A 17,275-nucleotide genomic window follows, 5' to 3' on the forward strand; every position below is an offset into this window, starting at 1 on the left:
CTTCCTCCTTTCATATTTACAATTCAAATGGCGACCAATAGCTCTGTTTTTCATTTCTTCCAGTTTTAATCACATTCTTCATTATATTAAAAATTTTATAAAATTCGTCTTGAGTAATCATAGAACCACCTAACCCTGCAACAAATCCGATTGTCTCTACTTTCTTGTCATTGTTATATAAAGCTGCTCTAACTTCAGTTAATAAAACACCTGCTCCACAGGAAATTCCAAAATTGACTGAGTTGTCAACTACACCTACAACTTTAAATTTACTCAGGACTTCCCGTACCTGTTTAGTAGGGAAAGGACGTACTGTACGCAGTCGGACTACACCAACTTTTTCACCAAGATTTCTCAAATGTTTTGCAACATTTTTAGCTGTTTCGGCATGTCCTCCTTGTAAAAAGATAACCGATTCAGCATCCTCAGTCATATATTCTTCAAGCCAAGGATCATATTTACGTCCAAAAATATCAGCAAATTCTTCATGAACTTCTTCAAATACTTTGTATACTCCTTCTACAGCCATATGTCGTTGATACTGAGTTCCAGGGCCCATTTCAGGTTCCATCTGTGGTCCAATAATCATAGGATTTTTTGTATCCAGCACGTGATGATTTTTATAAGGCGGTAAAAATGCATTGACCTGTTCCTGTGATGGCACATCAACCTCACCAAGAATATGAGATACGAAGTATCCATCCTGACATGCATATTGTGGTAAAAGAACACGTGGATCTTCACCAATACGATAATACATAAGGCTTACATCCAAAGCTTCCTGAGGAGTAGAAGCCCAGCCTTGAATCCATCCCTGGTCACGGCAGCACATAGCATCTGTGTGTTCGGACCCAAAATCACCTGGAGGATCCAAGGTACGGTCAGCAATTGCCATCTGAAGCGGAAGTCTTTCACCCGAAATTGGAGAATACACTTCCATTGCATAGGTTACACCTACTCCTGAACTACCTGTAAAAGCTCGGGCTCCAGCAGCTGAAGCACCATAGACAACACTCAACTGTCCATGTTCTCCTTCACCGAGAACAAATTCAGCATCTAACTCTCCATCTGCCACCATCCTTGCCAATTCCGACATAATTCCAGTATATGGGCGAATAGGATATGAACAGATAACATCCACATTAGCCAATTTAATTGCGTTAGCCGTTGCCACGCATCCTGACATTCTTTTTATATTGGTTTTCATTAATTTAATTCACCTCCTGTTAAATATAAACTTAATCTTTAAAATCCAATTCAGGTACTAAAGTAATTGCTCCTACAGGGCACTCCTCAGCACAAACTCCACAACCCTTACAATATTTTAAATTAAAAGTAATAGGGCTATCCTCGGTCATAAGGTTGACGCAAGAATCAGGGCAGCTAATCCAACAAGTTTGACATTCTACACATTTTTCAGCATCCAATATTGGCCTTCTAGTACGCCAACTGCCGGTAATCATACCTTCATTTTCTTTTTGAGGGGAAGGCACGGTTCCTGCAAAGGGAATTTTTTCATATGGTACAGCCATTTTACAGCACCTCCTTAATATTTTTTAATCGTTAAACAGAAGCTTTCGGTATAGTATTTACATCTACAACAACTGCTTGTTTATAAGCTTTCTTTGCAGCACTCTTATTGGCAATGATCTTAAGTAAATTATCAAATTGTACAATTTCTGTACCTTTGACAACAGCAGCAGCTAACGCAGCACCAATACCTTTTCCTATTCCAGATGCATCTGTAGCACCTTCAGCTCCGGAAAGAGTAATAATAGATTTTGACAGGCTATTTGCATCCACTGTAACAATTTTTGAAAGATTTTCTGTATTCTTTTTAATAAATCCAAATAGATATTCTGGTAAACGTTTTGTATTTATTACAAGAACAGCTCCTGGTTTTATTCCTGATAAAATATCCACACCTTTTACAAGAGTTTCTTCTGTAAGTACCACAATATCAGGAGCTTCATTTTCATAAACATACTTGGACTCAATTTCCTGAGGACTGATTTTACCATATGCCCTTACTGGAACATAGATACGATCGGGAAGATCAACATAATCCTCCCATGCTTGAACATATTTACCTTCTATTGCAGAAGCTTCAGTTAAAGAAACCACTACATCACGAGCCTCTTTGTTTTCATAAACTCCTCTACCCCAAACTGTAATTTGCCTTAACCCTGGTTCATCAAACAAATTTTGACTTGACACCTTGTTCCACCTTCCTTTCTTTAATGGTTAACATTATGCTGAATTTAAATGTTAAGATTTTGTCTTAATCACCTCCCCAAATTTCTTTTGTCTATTTATTTCAGCAATGGCCTGATTAAAGATATCTTGATTTATCTTTACTTTCAAACCATTTTTTATTGCCAACATAAGTGCTATAAATGAAGACTTATGACATAAGGTGGCCAATTCTGCACCACTCATCCCCTTGGTGTCCTCAGCCAGCTGTCTGAAATTTATATCTTCAGATATAGGCAAATCTTGGGAATGAATTTTTAAAATAGATTCCCTTTCGTCAATTTCTGGTAAAGGCAGTTCCAAAATATATTCAAAGCGCCCTTCCCTGAATAAAACGGGATCAATTAAATCTATTCTATTAGTGGCAGCTAATACCGTAACTCCCTGGATTTTTTCTAAACCGTCAAATTCTAATATGAGTTGACTTATAAGCCTGTCTTTTAAATTACTTGCCCCCGAGGAACGAGAACGGACAATACCATCCAATTCATCGAAAAACAAAATACAAGGAGCAGTTTGTTTAGCTTTAACAAATATATCATGTAAGGCCTTTTCTGCCTCTCCCCTCCAATGGGAATCTAATGTAAGACCATTTATGATTATAAAATTTACTTTTGCAGAGTTTCCAGCAGCATTTGCCAACATGGTTTTACCTGTACCTGAAGGGCCTGTCAACAAAATACCTTTAGGCGGCATAAACTTATATTTCTGACACAAATCAGGATGATGAAGCGGAAGTTCTACTAAAGTCTGCAAAATCTCTTTAGTCTTTTTTAGTCCTCCTATATCCTTCCATTTTATATCTGGAATTTCTGAATAATATTCCCTGGTAGATGAAGGCTGAATTTCTCTTAGTGCATCAGTAAAATTATCCATTGAAACCTTAAAATAAGGAATATTATTACCCTCTGTGATTTTTGGTAATATCTTTCTCAATGCTATCATTCCAGCTTCTTTACACAAAGCTGAAAGATCTGATCCAACAAATCCATAAGTTATTTTAGCCAATCGGCCCAATTTTACATCTTTATCAAGTGGCATAGCTCTTGTATGAATCTGTAATATTTTAAGCCTTCCCTCTTTATTTGGAGGCATAATGGCAATTTCTCTATCAAACCTTCCTGCACGTCTAAGTGCCGGATCTAATGAATCAGGTATATTGGTGGCACCAATTACAACAACTTGCCCCCGACTTTCCAATCCATCCATAAGTGCAAGAAGTTGGGCCACTACTCTTTTTTCAACCTCACCATGTACATCTTCTCGCCTTGGTGCAATTGAGTCCAATTCATCTAAAAAAATTATACTTGGTGATCGACTTTTAGCCTCTTTAAAAATTTCTCGCAGTTTGGCCTCACTTTCCCCATAAAACTTATTCATTATTTCCGGTCCATTTACATGGACAAAATAAGCCTTTGTCTCAGAAGCTACTGCTCTGGCAATTAAAGTTTTTCCTGTACCCGGAGGACCATAAAGCAATATACCTTTAGGTGGCTCAATACCTAATTTTTTAAACACATTTGGATATTTTAAAGGTAACTCCACAATTTCTCTTATTTTTTGAACCTGTTCATTTAATCCACCTATGTCTTCATATGTAATTCTTGATCCAGTAGTGCCAAGCTCTGGTTGTACAAAAATAATATCAGTTTCCTTATTCACTTTGACAACTCCCGATGGCGCTGTTCCACTTACAAGAAAGCCACGCTCGCTGCTGCCAAAAAGGATTAAGGATAATTCATCTTCACAGATCATTGGCATTCCTCTCAATATACTCTTTATTTCCTCTTCATCTTCTTGTGTCCAATCAGAAAAGTTTTCAAGTGGAGAAAGTACCACCTTGCGTGCTATTTTCACTTCAGTTTTACTCACTGTTACTTCATTGTTTATTCCCACACCAGCATTGTGTCTAATTATCCCATCCATCTGAACTAATGGACTACCGTAAATATCATTAAAAGATGGATAAACCTTTGCTGCAGTAGTTCTTTTACCTCTTATGCTTATAACATCTCCAGTATCCACGCCTAATTGTTCCATATCCTCTCGATTTATTCTCACAATACCCTTACGAGAATCCTCCACTAACCCTTCTTTAACTTTCAATTTAACAGAATTAAGCCCAGCCATTTTATTTACCTCCTGGTGTTCTAGAGCGAGTATCAATTATATCAAATTATAATTAATGGTATACGGTATACCATTAATCAATAATGTATACCTTTTACCTATTATCCTCACTGATTATAATAGAATCAATGTAAAATCAAATTTATTCTTGTGTCAATATGGTATACGGTATACCATATTGATATAAGACTATTGCCTTTATTAATTCCATTAACAACTATATGTTTATATATTATCTGTAACTCTCACAGTGTAAATATTAACTTTTCCAATTTTTATTATATCACCCTTTGATATTAATTTCAACAAATTTTCAGAATATTTTTAGAATATTTTTAGTCAGTATTTAATCTCCTATATATAAAAAACCACAATTCCACTATAATTATTTTCATCAAAATACATAAGCATTACAGCATAATCAATGCTTTTTATCTGCATAAGCCATTTTAAGAAATATTTCTCCGGATTTTTCCGCATGCTTTTTCATGGCCTCATAGGCAGCTGAACCATCATGTTTTTGTAAAGCATCAATTATTTCATTATGCTCTAATACTACTTCTTCAATTCTACCAGGTTTAGTGTAAGTTAAATGAGTGAATTTATTGACATATTCACAAAGTGTGTTTATGAAATAATATAAATGAGGACTATCCGCCGCTTTCCAGATACATTCATGAAATTTTTTATTCAACGAACTCAGTTTTCCATTGTTTCCCTTTTCGCATTCATCTGATATCTGGTTAATAATTGAAGTTAGATAATCTAATTCCTTATTACTAATTTTCACAGCTGCAATACTGCAGCTCAATGCTTCCAGTGTAGTTCTAATAAGCTGAATTTCCTCAATATCATCCTTACTAAACCCCGAAACCACTACACCTTTACGTGGAATATAGGTTACCAGCCTTTCATATTGGAGTTGACGAATTGCTTCGCGTACCGGAGTCCTGCTTATTCTCAACTGATCTGCAATATTACGTTCCACTAATCGCTGACCTGGTTCCAATTTTCCGTCCAATATTGCATTTCGCAAAATAGAAAATACCGAATCTCTAATATAACCCCTGTTATCAAATCTTATGGGTGAAAATTGATATTCCACTTGCATTACCTCCCTCAAAACTTTTTAATTAATTCTATATAATTAATTATAATTCCCCCAGTATATTAAATGCAAGTGAAATATAATATACCATTTATTTCAAATATAAAATTCATTACTATATTCTTTCTTGTAATCAATAGATTGATCCTGAATGAAAAAATCTGTATATAAAATAATTATGATGATAAAATTGAAATTATTCCTAATCTATAAAAATATCTTTAATATGAGAGTTCATTTTTATATTAAAATACTTAAAAGCGCTTTGAATAGAATATTCAAAGCGCTTTTAAGTATTTATGTATAATTATTATGGTGCCGGAGGCGGGAGTCGAACCCGCATGATATCACTATCGACGGATTTTGAGTCCGTTGCGTCTGCCAATTCCACCACTTCGGCATGTAACAAAGATATAATATCATAAATATTATTTAAGGTCAAGGGGTAGTTATAAAATCCAAATTTGTCCTATTTCTTAGAATAATTTTAAAAATGAATTTTATTTTCATAATACATTTGTATTTTAAAATAATATATGATTTTTACTAGACTATTTATATATTTTTTTAAATAATATAATTTAAATCTAAAATAATTGTTAATTCACAGAAATTTGAAATAGTAGTTGTGAATAAATAAAAAATATGATACTATTTATTTAAGAATATTCTAAATAGTGTATGATGACTAACGGAGGTGACTTAAATTCAATCAAATATTTTTTATTACTTATTATAGAGTCTATCTAACTACTAAGGAGGAATACTATGAGTAAAAAAGATGCGTTAAATGAAAATCTCGAACGTGGTCTAGAAGAACGTCATATTCAGTTAATTGCCCTAGGCGGAGCAATTGGTGTAGGTTTATTTCTAGGATCTGCTACTGCTATTCAAACGGCTGGACCGGCAATTCTATTCGTTTATGTTATAGCTGGGTTTGCTATGTTTATCATAATGAGGGCCTTAGGTGAGCTGGCAACTTCCTATCCTGTTTCTGGATCCTTTAGTGCCTATGCCAACGAATTCATAGGACCATTGGCAGGTTACATGACTGGATGGACATACTGGTTCATGTGGGTGGTAACATGTATGGCCGAAATTACCGCGGTAGGTGTATATGTTAAATTCTGGATTCCAACCATGCCCCAGTGGATACCTGCTCTAGCAGCACTTGTTGTAATGACATGTGTAAATTTAATTGCAGTAAAAGCTTATGGTGAATTTGAATTCTGGTTTGCACTTATTAAAGTAGTTACAATTATTGCAATGATAGTATTGGGTCTACTTATGATTGTATTTGGTCTTGGTAATGGCGGAAAACCTATGGGGATTTCAAATTTATGGACACATGGCGGATTTTTCCCTAAAGGAGCATTTGGACCAGCACTGGCAGTAACAATGGTTATGTTTGCTTATTTGGGTACAGAGCTTATCGGTGTTACAGCAGGAGAAGCAAAGAATCCCGAGAAAACGATACCATCAGCTATCAATAAAGTATTCTGGAGAATATTGATATTTTATGTAGGAGCACTTTTTGTAATAATGTCACTTTATCCGTGGAATACCCTTGGTACAACTGGAAGTCCTTTTGTTTTAACTTTTAGTAAACTGGGTATATCAGCAGCAGCAGGTATAATAAACTTTGTAGTATTAACTGCGGCATTATCTTCTTGCAACAGCGGCATTTTTAGTACCGGACGTATGCTTTACAATCTTTCCCTGCAGGGAACAGCACCAAAAGTATTTGGAAAGCTGGGTAAAACTCATGTTCCAACTACTGGTATTATAGTTTCTGCATTTTTCCTTTTAATTGGGGTCGTCCTTAACTATTTAGCTCCTGGGAAGGTATTTACTTATGTAACAAGTGTCGCTACACTTGGTGCGATTTGGGTTTGGGGAATAATTTTAATAGCTCAGATGAAATTTAGAAAGAAACTTAATCCAGATCAGGTGAAAAAACTGCATTTTCCAATGTTTGGCTATCCTTATCTAAACTGGATTACCCTAGCATTTTTGGCTTTTGTCGTTGTAATGTTGGCTTTTAACAAAGATACTATGATTTCTCTTGTTGTAGGAGCTATCTGGTTCGTACTTTTATTTGCTTTTTACTTTATATTTGGTTTAAACAAGAAAAGTGCTGATTCTAAAGATCCAAATCCTGGGCAATCAGATTCTGGACAAGAAATTCTAGGAAAATAAAATTAATAGTAAAAGTTTTTTATAATTATTTTTTCTTATTATTAACAAATTTAATTTACAAATTTTTATTACTGTAGTACAATAAATTTAAAAATAGGATAGTTTGTGGGGGTGCTCTGTATAGCTGAGAAGAGATATTCTCTAACCCTTTGAACCTGATCCAGGTAAAACTGGCGTAGGGAAGCAATTTCACATAATTTTTGATTTTTATTAGGTGTATGCTTTTCCGCATACACCTTTTATATTTATCCGATGGCTACCATTGCTAACATCCACAGCTTTTTCAAAGCGGGAATGATAAGCAATGTTGAACCCTGGAATCACTTTATAAATATAAATCAGAGGTGTTTTAGATGAAAAAAGTATTGACAATTGCAGGCTCTGACAGCTCAGGCGGAGCCGGAATACAAGCCGATTTAAAAACCATGAGTGCCCTTGGTGTATACGGCATGAGTGTAATAACTGCTGTTACAGCACAAAATACAGTGGGAGTACAGAATGTACTTGATATAAGTCCTGAAATTGTAGAGGCTCAAATAAGATCTGTATTTGATGACATTAAAGTAGATGCAGTAAAAATTGGAATGGTTTCAAATAGCAAAACCATATCTGTAATAAAAAAGCTCCTAATAGAATATAAGGCTAAAAATATAGTACTGGATCCAGTAATGATATCAAAAAGTGGGTATTTCCTCCTAAAACCTGAAGCTGAAACAGCCATAAAAGATATGGTAAATATTGCAGATATAGTAACCCCGAATATACCGGAAGCGGAAGTTCTAACCGGATTAAAAATTAAAAGTGAAAGTGAAATGGAAGAGGCAGCTTTTAAAATAAAAGAATCAGGTGTAAAAAATGTATTTATAAAAGGAGGTCATAGATGTAATGACGCCAATGATATTTTACTCTACAATAATAAAATACTTACCCTGAAAGGCCACAGAATAAATACTAAAAACACACATGGAACTGGCTGCACTATATCTTCCGCCATAGCCTCCTATCTGGCTAAAAACTATACCATCGACAGAGCAGTAGAACTATCAAAGCAGTATATAACTAAGGCAATAGAAAATTCATTTCCCATAGGCAGTGGCGTTGGCCCTGTAGGACATTTTGTTGAAATTTATAAAAAAGCTGGTATACCTTTTCAATAAATATAAATTACAATTAATATATTAAAATTAAAGGAGGTTAAAAATTGAACAATTCAAATTTAGACAGAGTAGCAAAAACATTATCAGAGGTTAGAAATAAAATGCCTCTTGTCCATTGTATTACCAACTACGTTACCATAAACGACTGTGCAAATATTCTTTTATCTTATGGCGCTTCGCCTGCTATGTGTGAAGCCTATGATGAGGTTTTTGATTTTGTCAAATTATCATCTGCCTTATATGTAAATTTAGGGACTCTCAATAAAGAACAAGAAGAGGCTGCAATTTTAGCCAGTACTTCTGCAAAAATCCATAATATCCCTGTAGTGTTAGATCCTGTAGCTTGTGCTGCTATTCCAAAGAAAGTCCAAGTTATAAATAGGATACTCCAGGTTGGAAAAATTGATGTTATAAAAGGTAATATAGGAGAAATTAAATTTTTAGCAGGACAATCTTCCAAGGTAAAAGGTGTTGATTCTTTAGACACTGGAGAGGGAGCTTTAGAGTGCTGCATAGCCTTATCCCGTAAATATAATTGCATAGTTGCCGCCACTGGTAAAAAAGATTTCATAACAAATGGCGAAAATAGTGCCATAATTGAAAACGGAACAAAAATGTTAACTAAAGTTACCGGATCAGGCTGCATGGTAGGTGCTCTTTGTGGCGCTGCCTGTGGAGCTTCCGAAGATAAATTTACAGCTACTGTAAGTGCCATACTTTCAATGAATATAGCTGGAGAAGAAGCTTTTAAAATAGCCACTGCCCCTGGAAGCTTCAGAATTAAACTCATAGACTGCATATATGAATTAAGTGAGCAAAGATTAAAAGAAGGTGCAAAAATAACATGGAAATAGATTATAGTTTATATCTTGCTACAGACAGAAACCTATTAAAAGAAGATAACTTATCCAAGGCTGTAGAAGATGCAATTTTAGGTGGTGTTACTCTGGTACAGCTGAGAGAAAAAGACATTTCTTCAAAAGAATTTTACAATATTGCCTTGGAAATCAAGAAAGTCACCACTCATTATAAAATCCCTTTTATAATAAACGACAGATTAGATATAGCTCAAGCTGTAGATGCAGATGGTGTACATCTTGGTCAAAGTGATATTCCCCTAACTGCTGCCAGGAAAATATTAGGTAAAGATAAAATAATAGGTATATCTGCCGGCAATGTAGAAGAAGCTGTAGAGGCAGAAAAAAATAGTGCAGATTACATTGGAATAGGCACCATATTCTATACTGGAACTAAAAAAGACATAGATATTCCTATAGGTATAGAAGGGCTCCGTAAAATATACAATAGTATAACCATACCTGCCGTTGCCATAGGAGGTATTAATGAACATAACTTCAAAGACATATTGTCCACAGGAGTCGACGGCATTTGTGTAATATCCGCCATTTTAGGAAAAAGCAATATAAAAGCTGCTGCCCAAAGTCTCAGGCAATATTAACTAAAAAATACTAAATACTGAGTAAATTATATCCTGTCTTATAATTTGCTCGGTATTTTTTATATTTAATTATTATCCTTCCTCTAGATTTATCAGTTTACAAATTTATCACGGTAAATTATAATATTTATTGTAATTATAATTTTAATGGGAGGTAATAAAATGAAAAAAAGGTTAGGTGTTTTAGCCCTTGTGGCTTTTCTAGTGGGAACAATGCTTTCAGGATGTGGACAAACTCAGCAGACTGATAAATCCTGGGATGATATAAAATCAAAAGGTGAGTTTGTAGTAGGTCTGGATGACAGCTTTCCTCCAATGGGATTTAGGGATTCCAAAGGACAAATTGTAGGATTTGACATAGATATGGCCAAGGCAGCAGCAAAGAAAATGGGGGTGAAGGTGGTCTTTAAACCCGTAGAATGGGACGGTATTATTCTCAGTTTAAAAAACAAAGACATAGATGTTATATGGAATGGTCTAACTATAACAAATGACAGGAAAAAACAGATATCCTTTTCAAAAGTATATCTTCAAAATAAGCAAATAATTGTGGTAAAAAATGACTCCAACATAAAAAACAAGAAAGATTTATCAGGTAAAACTGTAGGGCTTCAACTGGGAAGCAGCAGTGAGACTGCATTGAAGTCAGATACTGCCACTTCTAAATCCTTAAAAGAGGTCAGGAAATATTCAAATAATACTGAAGCCCTACTGGATTTGAATCAAGGTCGTATAGATGCTGTTGTAGTGGACGAAGTTGTCGGGAGGTACTATTTACAGAAAAAACCTGGATTATATAAAATACTTGATGACAATTTTGGAAAGGAAGATTATGGTGTTGGCATTAGAAAAACTGACACAACCTTTGAAAACAAGTTGAATGAAGCACTGGATTCTATGAAAAAAGATGGAACCGCAGATAAAATATCCCAGAAGTGGTTTGATAAGGATATAATTGCAAAATAATTGGTTAGGATGTGATTTAATTGGTTGATCTTATGGATATTACAGGATTTATATTAAAGGGAAGTTTAATAACTGCAGAATTATTTTTTATAACTGCTATATTCTCAGTACCTCTTGGATGCATAGTAGCAGTAGGAAAAACATCTAAGATCAAACCATTAAGAGCTTTACTGAGTTTATACACCTGGATCTTCAGGGGAACTCCTCTGCTTTTACAGTTATTTTTTGCTTACTTTGGTCTTCCTGTAATTGGAATAAGATTATCCCCTTTAGCTGCTGCCAGCATTGCTTTTACTATAAATTACGCTGCATATTTGGCGGAAATATTTAGAGCCGGCATTGAATCCATAAATAAGGGTCAATACGAAGCTTCCAAGGTTTTAGGAATGAATTATTATCAGACTATGACAAAAATAATAATTCCACAAACTGCTAGAAATGTACTTCCTCCTGTATGTAATGAAAGTATAAATTTAATAAAGGATTCTGCTTTAGTTGCAACCATTGGAGTGGGTGATCTTTTAAGAGCAGCAAAGGAAGTGGTAACTCGTGATTTTACCATTACTCCCTTTATAATAGCTGCTGTAATATATCTGGTTATAACTTCAATTTTAGTCATCGCTTTTAGACATCTTGAAAAAAAATATTCAATTGATTAAATTTTTATAATGAAAAGCACGCTCTTATCTATTACTAACAGGGCGTGCTTTATCCTTTTCTTCATGCCCATCTTTATTTTCAAGACATTCTTGTAAACATTCTTCTATTATCTCCATTGTTATTTTAAATTCATTAATATCCTTCATCCATACCCCCTCCACTAAAAATCACTTGATATCTTATATTGAATATAATATTACAAATTTTAAAAAGAGTTACTATAATTTTTTTGCGGCTATCTCAGCTATTTTAATTATAACCTGTACTGCCTTCTCCATGGCAAACACTGGTATATATTCAAATTTACCGTGGAAATTATGTCCTCCTGTAAATATATTAGGAGTTGGAAGTCCCATAAATGAAAGCCTAGCCCCATCAGTGCCCCCTCTAATTGGTACAATCTTAGGTTCTACTTCAACTTCTTTCATGGCCTGAAAAGCTATATCAACTGTATATTTTGCAGATTCAATCTTTTCTTTCATATTTTTATATTGTTCTGATATATGAACCTTCATGACATCTTTATTATACTTTTTATTAATTTCATTTGCATATTTTTCTACCAATTTTTTTCTTCTATCAAATTTTTCTTGGTTGAAATCTCTTATAATGTAATTAAGTGTGGTTTTATCCACATCACCTTTCATTGAAACAAGATGATAAAATCCATCATAACCTGATGTAGCTGCTGGTATTTCATCCTTAGGAAGCATGTTTATAAATTCACCGGCTATAAGCATTGAATTTATCATTTTACCTTTTGCTTCACCTGGGTGTACATTTCTCCCTGAAACCGTTATTTTTGCAGAAGCCGCATTAAAATTCTCAAATTCTAATTCTCCAATGGAGCCTCCATCTATAGTATAGGCAAATTCAGCATTAAACTTTTTCACATCAAAATGATCTGGACCTCTCCCTATTTCCTCGTCTGGAGTAAATCCTATTTTTATATCTCCATGCTTTATTTCCGGGTGCTCTATTAAATATTCTACAGCAGTCATTATTTCTGCAATACCAGCTTTATCATCTGCACCAAGCAAAGTTGTTCCATCCGTAGTTATCAGTGTCTTGCCTTTATAAGATTTTATTTCTGGAAAGTCTTTAACACTTAAAACTATATTTTCCTTCTTATTTAGGATTACATCCTCACCATTATAATTTTCTATTATCTGAGGATTTACATCTCTTCCTGAAGTTTCCGGACTGGTATCCATATGAGCTATAAATCCAATTGCAGGGACTGATTTTTCAATATTGCCAGGTAGAGTAGCCATGACATAACCATTCTCATCCAGGGACACATCTTTCATTTTAAATCTTAATAACTCCTTTGACAGCTGACCTGCCAGTTTTAGTTGTTTTGAAGTACTTGGAACAGTATTGGATTCCTCATCAGAACTAGTATCGAACTTTACATATCTTAATAATTTGCCAACAACATTTTCCATATAAATTCCTCCCATGCAATAAAATATTTATTTATTGGTCTTCTATGAAATTATATCACCATTATATAAAAACCACAATTTACAACATTAAAGCTTTACATAAAATTATATTAATAATTATACTGTACTATATGCCCACTTTATCTAACTTTTAAACTTCCAATGTATTATCACTGTAAAATAGATATAAATATTTATTTTTAACCCTTTTACCTGTTAGTTTTTCCAATGCCCGTGCATAATAATAAATTTGAATCCTATATTTTTCTTTTATCTTTTCTACACTTTCAACATAATCCGTTTTATAATCCACAAGCACTAATTCATTTTTTTCCTGAAAATAACAATCTATTATTCCCTGGACCAATACCTTTTCACTTCCATAGATCTCCTGTGGTAATTCTTTATATATTTCACTACTGTCAATTTCCATATAAAATGGAACTTCTCTGTATAAATTCTTGGCCACTTTCATTCCTGCTCCAAGAGGAGAATTAAAAAATTTTAATATTTTCTGTATGGATACAGATTTGGCCTCTTCACCAGTTATAAATTCTCTCAGCACTAATTTATATATTTGTTCTTCTATTTCAGAATAGGAGTTAACTTTTTTAATATCAATATGCTGCATTACCAAATGCATAATTGTTCCTCTCTCCGCTGCGGTAAAACCTTTTTTTTCTTTTAAAAAAAGTGGTTTTTTCAAATATACAGGTTCTATAAACTCCACACTATTTTCTCTGTCAATTAATTTAAATCTTCTCTTCAATTCTGATACTGAAAACTTAGCAGGTATTTTAGAAGCTTCGCCATACTTGTATTTCCAGCCAAGCCTTTTATGGACTTCATTTTCATATCTTCTCTCACTACAGTTCAGATCTAAATTTTTAATCCACTCCATTATATCCTCACAAGTTTTTTCTTTAGATATACCTTTAATAAAACTATCTTTACTTTTAATACATACTTTCCATTTGGAGTTATCTCCTTCAATTATCCAATTTAAATTGCCATAAGCCTTAGAAATATCCCTAATGGATTTTCCACAAGGATGCCTTGCAACTGCCGGTCCTATCCAATCAAGAAAATTCTTAGCATTTATAAGGGAATACTCCGGAAGTTTGACTCCACTATAAGATGCATATTCACACCAATTTTTGGCTGTCTTTTCAACGTCATTTATCATTCCCGTTATTATAAGTTTTTCTTTTGCTCTAGTAAAGGCTACATATAATATTCTCATTTCCTCAGAAAGAGTTTCAACTTTTAATTTTCTTTTTAATACCTGCTTCATAACAGTAGGATAGGATATATGCCTCTCAACATTTACACAATCCGGTCCAAATCCCAGTTTATTATGAAACAGTACGCTCTTGTTTACATCTGTTAAATTAAAATTTTTTCCTGCTCCTGCCAGTATCACTACAGGAAATTCAAGTCCTTTGCTCTTATGTATGCTCATTATTCTAACCACATTTTCATTTTCTCCAAGCACTTTTGCGCTTCCCAAATCCCCACTGCTGTTTTTGATCTTATTCATAAAATTTATAAAATTAAAAAGCCCCTTATAGCTGCTTTTTTCATATTGTTTTGCTCTTTCAAATAACATTCTCAAATTTGCCTGTCTTTGAATTCCTCCAGGCATAGCTCCTACAAAACCATAATAACCTGTTTCTGTATAAAGGTGCCATATGAATTCATCTATTGGCATATATATTACCCTTTTCCTCCAGCTGTTAAGCTTTTTCAAAAACGCTTTAACTTTATATTTCAATTCATCCCCTATATGATCTAAGGAATATTTTGATTCTGCCTTTTCTTCTGCCACTGCCTTTAATATTTCATAAAAAGGAACTTCCCTATTCACTATTCTCAAGTCCATAAGCTCTTCTGGTGAAAATACCTCTATAGGGGATCTGAGTACAGCTATGAGGGGTATATCCTGTATTGGATTATCTATTATTTCAAGAAGGGATATTACAGTTTTTATTTCAATAGCTTCAAAATAGCCTACTGAAGTATCTGCAAATACAGGTATTCCCAAATCATTCAGCTGCTCTACAAAAGTTGGTGCCCAATTTTGAGTTGCACGCATCAATATTACTATATCCTTATACATTACGGCTCTATAACTGTCTATTACCTTATCATATATTTTAAAACATTCCCCATTTGATTTGGGATTTATCAATTCATTTATCCTTTCAGCTACAATACGGGCCTCAACCTGAATATTATCCAATAACTCCTGATTATCTAGTTCCAGACCCTCCCCAGTTTCCTTTTTATCTGCTATGTAAATTTCTATATCTCCACCGCATCTTCCTTGGCAAACTCCATATTTAGCTGAACTTATTAAACATTCATCATCATCATAATCCAACTCCCCTATTTCCCTGCACATTATCTGCTTAAACAAATAATTTACCGCATCTATTATCTCTTTTCTGCTTCTAAAATTTTCAGATAATTTTATCTTTCTATTTCTACTTCCCTTTTTTTCAGAATAAGCAGCATATTTTTGTAGGAACAACTCTGGTTTTGACTGTCTAAACCTGTATATGCTCTGTTTTACATCTCCTACCATAAACAAATTTGCATCTTGAGCTTTTCTGCTTATCATATTCATTATAACTTCTTGAACTTCATTGCTGTCTTGATATTCATCTATAAATATTTCTTCAAAATACCTTCTATATTCCAAAGCTATTTGTGAAGGTATCTTATTTCCCATATCATCCACATCCGTTAATATCTCAAGGCAAAAATGTTCTATATCACTAAAATCCAGTATTCCCCTTGCTCTTTTCTTATCATAATACTTATCACTGAAATCTATTACAAGAGAAACCAGGCACTTGATCCTAGGGTATACTTCCTTCATATCTTTACCCACATTAACTGAGCTTAAAAATATACTTTCTCTTATGTCATTTAATTTCTTTTTTACTTCATCTCTTATATTTTTAACTTTTTCTTTTATATTTTTTATGTCATCTTCCACTTTTTTGACTGGAAGTTTATCAAATTCTAATTTTATAAATTCCCTTTTCATTTTATGCCAGGAATCAGCACCCAGCATTCTGTATATAGTTTCAATATCATTTTCAAAGGGGCTTAAATAATGCTCCAGACCTTTGGTGTCTTTAATCATTTTCACGGCATTTTCCATCTTATCCTTGTAACCATTAATCTCCATATCTAAACTGTGAGTTAATGTTTTAGCCCAAATAGTGTCTTCAAAATTAAAATCTTCTTCTACATTAAAATTTTCCACAGCTTCCTGCAGCCATCTTTTAGGCCATGGATTACTTTTTGAAAATTCATATAACGACATGACCATATTTTGAAGTTTAATGTCATTTTTATTTCCAAAACTATCTACCAGCCTTAAAAATTCCCCTTCTTCTTCTTGATACTTTTCTTCCAAGACCTCTTCAAGTGCATCTTGTTTTAAGAGCATGGACTCAGTATTATCACATACTCTGAAGTTAGGATCCAAATCTATTAAATGGAAATTACTTTTTATAACCTTAAGACAAAAGGAATGGATAGTCATTATATTGGATTGATTTAATAAAGCCAATTGTTTTTGAATATTTTTAGAATTATAATTTACCTCTAATAAGTTAGAAAGCGCTTCTCCTATTCTCTCTTTCATTTCAGAAGCTGCTGCATTTGTAAATGTAACAACCAATAATTTGTCTATATCTACATCTTCACTATCATCAGTTATTTTTTGTATTATTCTTTCCACCAACACCGCTGTTTTACCTGTCCCAGCTCCTGCTGCCACTAACAAATTGCACTTTTGTGTAAAAATGGCTTCACTCTGAGCTTCAGTCCACCTTTTACTCATATCTATCACCCTTTTCAAATCCTATATATTATTATA

General features: G+C 33.8%; 14 protein-coding genes, 1 tRNA gene and 1 riboswitch. Of the genes, 6 read left to right on the forward strand and 9 right to left on the reverse strand.

The annotated features are described in order from the left end of the window. Window positions 1-16: 16 nt before the first annotated feature. The 6 genes from AB8U03_RS08715 to AB8U03_RS08740 all read right to left on the reverse strand — a co-directional run bounded on the left by AB8U03_RS08715 (window position 17) and on the right by AB8U03_RS08740 (window position 5,891). Entirely contained in the window at window positions 17-1,186 is a 1,170-nt protein-coding gene (locus AB8U03_RS08715; protein ID WP_369704161.1) for an oxalate oxidoreductase subunit alpha, read from the reverse strand. A gap of 52 nt (window positions 1,187-1,238) precedes the next feature. After that, complete coding sequence (locus AB8U03_RS08720; RefSeq protein WP_369704162.1) at window positions 1,239-1,532, reverse strand: 4Fe-4S binding protein; 294 nt, start codon at window positions 1,530-1,532, stop codon at window positions 1,239-1,241. Between the two features lie 31 nt (window positions 1,533-1,563). Continuing rightward, window positions 1,564-2,217, reverse strand: coding sequence for an oxalate oxidoreductase subunit delta (locus AB8U03_RS08725; protein ID WP_369704163.1), 654 nt, complete (start codon window positions 2,215-2,217; stop codon window positions 1,564-1,566). 51 nt (window positions 2,218-2,268) lie between these two features. Continuing rightward, on the reverse strand, window positions 2,269-4,383 hold the full coding sequence (locus AB8U03_RS08730; RefSeq protein ID WP_369704164.1) for an AAA family ATPase: 2,115 nt from the start codon (window positions 4,381-4,383) through the stop codon (window positions 2,269-2,271). A gap of 421 nt (window positions 4,384-4,804) precedes the next feature. Beyond that, a complete protein-coding gene (locus AB8U03_RS08735; RefSeq protein WP_369704165.1) occupies window positions 4,805-5,488 on the reverse strand; it encodes a GntR family transcriptional regulator in 684 nt (227 codons plus the stop codon). 316 nt (window positions 5,489-5,804) lie between these two features. Next, window positions 5,805-5,891, reverse strand: a tRNA-Leu gene (locus tag AB8U03_RS08740). 368 nt (window positions 5,892-6,259) lie between these two features. Between AB8U03_RS08740 and AB8U03_RS08745 the strand changes: the two genes are divergently transcribed. The 6 genes from AB8U03_RS08745 to AB8U03_RS08770 all read left to right on the forward strand — a co-directional run bounded on the left by AB8U03_RS08745 (window position 6,260) and on the right by AB8U03_RS08770 (window position 11,931). After that, a complete protein-coding gene (locus AB8U03_RS08745) occupies window positions 6,260-7,690 on the forward strand; it encodes an amino acid permease (RefSeq protein ID WP_369704166.1) in 1,431 nt (476 codons plus the stop codon). Between the two features lie 97 nt (window positions 7,691-7,787). After that, window positions 7,788-7,890: riboswitch (TPP riboswitch) on the forward strand. Window positions 7,891-8,043: 153 nt separating this feature from the next. Then, the gene (gene thiD, locus AB8U03_RS08750) at window positions 8,044-8,847 is read left to right on the forward strand and encodes a bifunctional hydroxymethylpyrimidine kinase/phosphomethylpyrimidine kinase (protein WP_369704167.1); all 804 of its coding nucleotides are present in this window, start codon (window positions 8,044-8,046) and stop codon (window positions 8,845-8,847) included. A gap of 44 nt (window positions 8,848-8,891) precedes the next feature. Next, a complete protein-coding gene (thiM, locus tag AB8U03_RS08755; protein ID WP_369704168.1) occupies window positions 8,892-9,701 on the forward strand; it encodes a hydroxyethylthiazole kinase in 810 nt (269 codons plus the stop codon). Beyond that, window positions 9,692-10,306, forward strand: coding sequence for a thiamine phosphate synthase (thiE, locus tag AB8U03_RS08760; protein WP_369704169.1), 615 nt, complete (start codon window positions 9,692-9,694; stop codon window positions 10,304-10,306). Before thiM ends, thiE begins: the two co-directional genes overlap by 10 nt. A gap of 162 nt (window positions 10,307-10,468) precedes the next feature. Further along, window positions 10,469-11,272: an amino acid ABC transporter substrate-binding protein gene (locus tag AB8U03_RS08765; protein ID WP_369704170.1), complete on the forward strand. Its 804-nt coding sequence runs from the start codon at window positions 10,469-10,471 to the stop codon at window positions 11,270-11,272. A gap of 20 nt (window positions 11,273-11,292) precedes the next feature. Beyond that, a complete protein-coding gene (locus AB8U03_RS08770; protein ID WP_369704171.1) occupies window positions 11,293-11,931 on the forward strand; it encodes an amino acid ABC transporter permease in 639 nt (212 codons plus the stop codon). Window positions 11,932-11,955: 24 nt separating this feature from the next. On the opposite strand, the gene AB8U03_RS08775 is transcribed toward AB8U03_RS08770, so the two are convergent. The 3 genes from AB8U03_RS08775 to addA all read right to left on the reverse strand — a co-directional run bounded on the left by AB8U03_RS08775 (window position 11,956) and on the right by addA (window position 17,239). Then, window positions 11,956-12,078 (reverse strand): hypothetical protein, encoded by a 123-nt coding sequence (locus tag AB8U03_RS08775; RefSeq protein WP_369704172.1) that lies wholly within the window; start codon window positions 12,076-12,078, stop codon window positions 11,956-11,958. A 72-nt stretch (window positions 12,079-12,150) separates the two neighbouring features. Continuing rightward, the gene (gene pepT / locus AB8U03_RS08780; RefSeq protein WP_369704173.1) at window positions 12,151-13,380 is read right to left on the reverse strand and encodes a peptidase T; all 1,230 of its coding nucleotides are present in this window, start codon (window positions 13,378-13,380) and stop codon (window positions 12,151-12,153) included. Window positions 13,381-13,531: 151 nt separating this feature from the next. Further along, window positions 13,532-17,239, reverse strand: a complete 3,708-nt coding sequence (addA, locus tag AB8U03_RS08785) for a helicase-exonuclease AddAB subunit AddA (RefSeq protein WP_369704174.1) — start codon at window positions 17,237-17,239, stop codon at window positions 13,532-13,534. Window positions 17,240-17,275 lie beyond the last annotated feature (36 nt).

The sequence above is a fragment of the Clostridium moutaii genome (genome assembly GCF_041205085.1).
Taxonomy (GTDB): domain Bacteria; phylum Bacillota; class Clostridia; order Clostridiales; family Clostridiaceae; genus Clostridium_B; species Clostridium_B moutaii.

What these genes read in the sequence shown, in the direction of transcription:
- AB8U03_RS08715 (WP_369704161.1), bottom strand. Translation starts at nt 1,186, where the DNA reads ATGTCAGGATGCGTGGCAACGGCTAACGCAATTAAATTGGCTAATGTG.
- AB8U03_RS08720 (WP_369704162.1), bottom strand. Translation starts at nt 1,532, where the DNA reads ATGGCTGTACCATATGAAAAAATTCCCTTTGCAGGAACCGTGCCTTCC.
- AB8U03_RS08730 (WP_369704164.1), bottom strand. Translation starts at nt 4,383, where the DNA reads ATGGCTGGGCTTAATTCTGTTAAATTGAAAGTTAAAGAAGGGTTAGTG.
- AB8U03_RS08745 (WP_369704166.1), top strand. Translation starts at nt 6,260, where the DNA reads ATGAGTAAAAAAGATGCGTTAAATGAAAATCTCGAACGTGGTCTAGAA.
- thiD (WP_369704167.1), top strand. Translation starts at nt 8,044, where the DNA reads ATGAAAAAAGTATTGACAATTGCAGGCTCTGACAGCTCAGGCGGAGCC.
- thiE (WP_369704169.1), top strand. Translation starts at nt 9,692, where the DNA reads ATGGAAATAGATTATAGTTTATATCTTGCTACAGACAGAAACCTATTA.
- AB8U03_RS08765 (WP_369704170.1), top strand. Translation starts at nt 10,469, where the DNA reads ATGAAAAAAAGGTTAGGTGTTTTAGCCCTTGTGGCTTTTCTAGTGGGA.
- AB8U03_RS08775 (WP_369704172.1), bottom strand. Translation starts at nt 12,078, where the DNA reads ATGAAGGATATTAATGAATTTAAAATAACAATGGAGATAATAGAAGAA.
- pepT (WP_369704173.1), bottom strand. Translation starts at nt 13,380, where the DNA reads ATGGAAAATGTTGTTGGCAAATTATTAAGATATGTAAAGTTCGATACT.
- addA (WP_369704174.1), bottom strand. Translation starts at nt 17,239, where the DNA reads ATGAGTAAAAGGTGGACTGAAGCTCAGAGTGAAGCCATTTTTACACAA.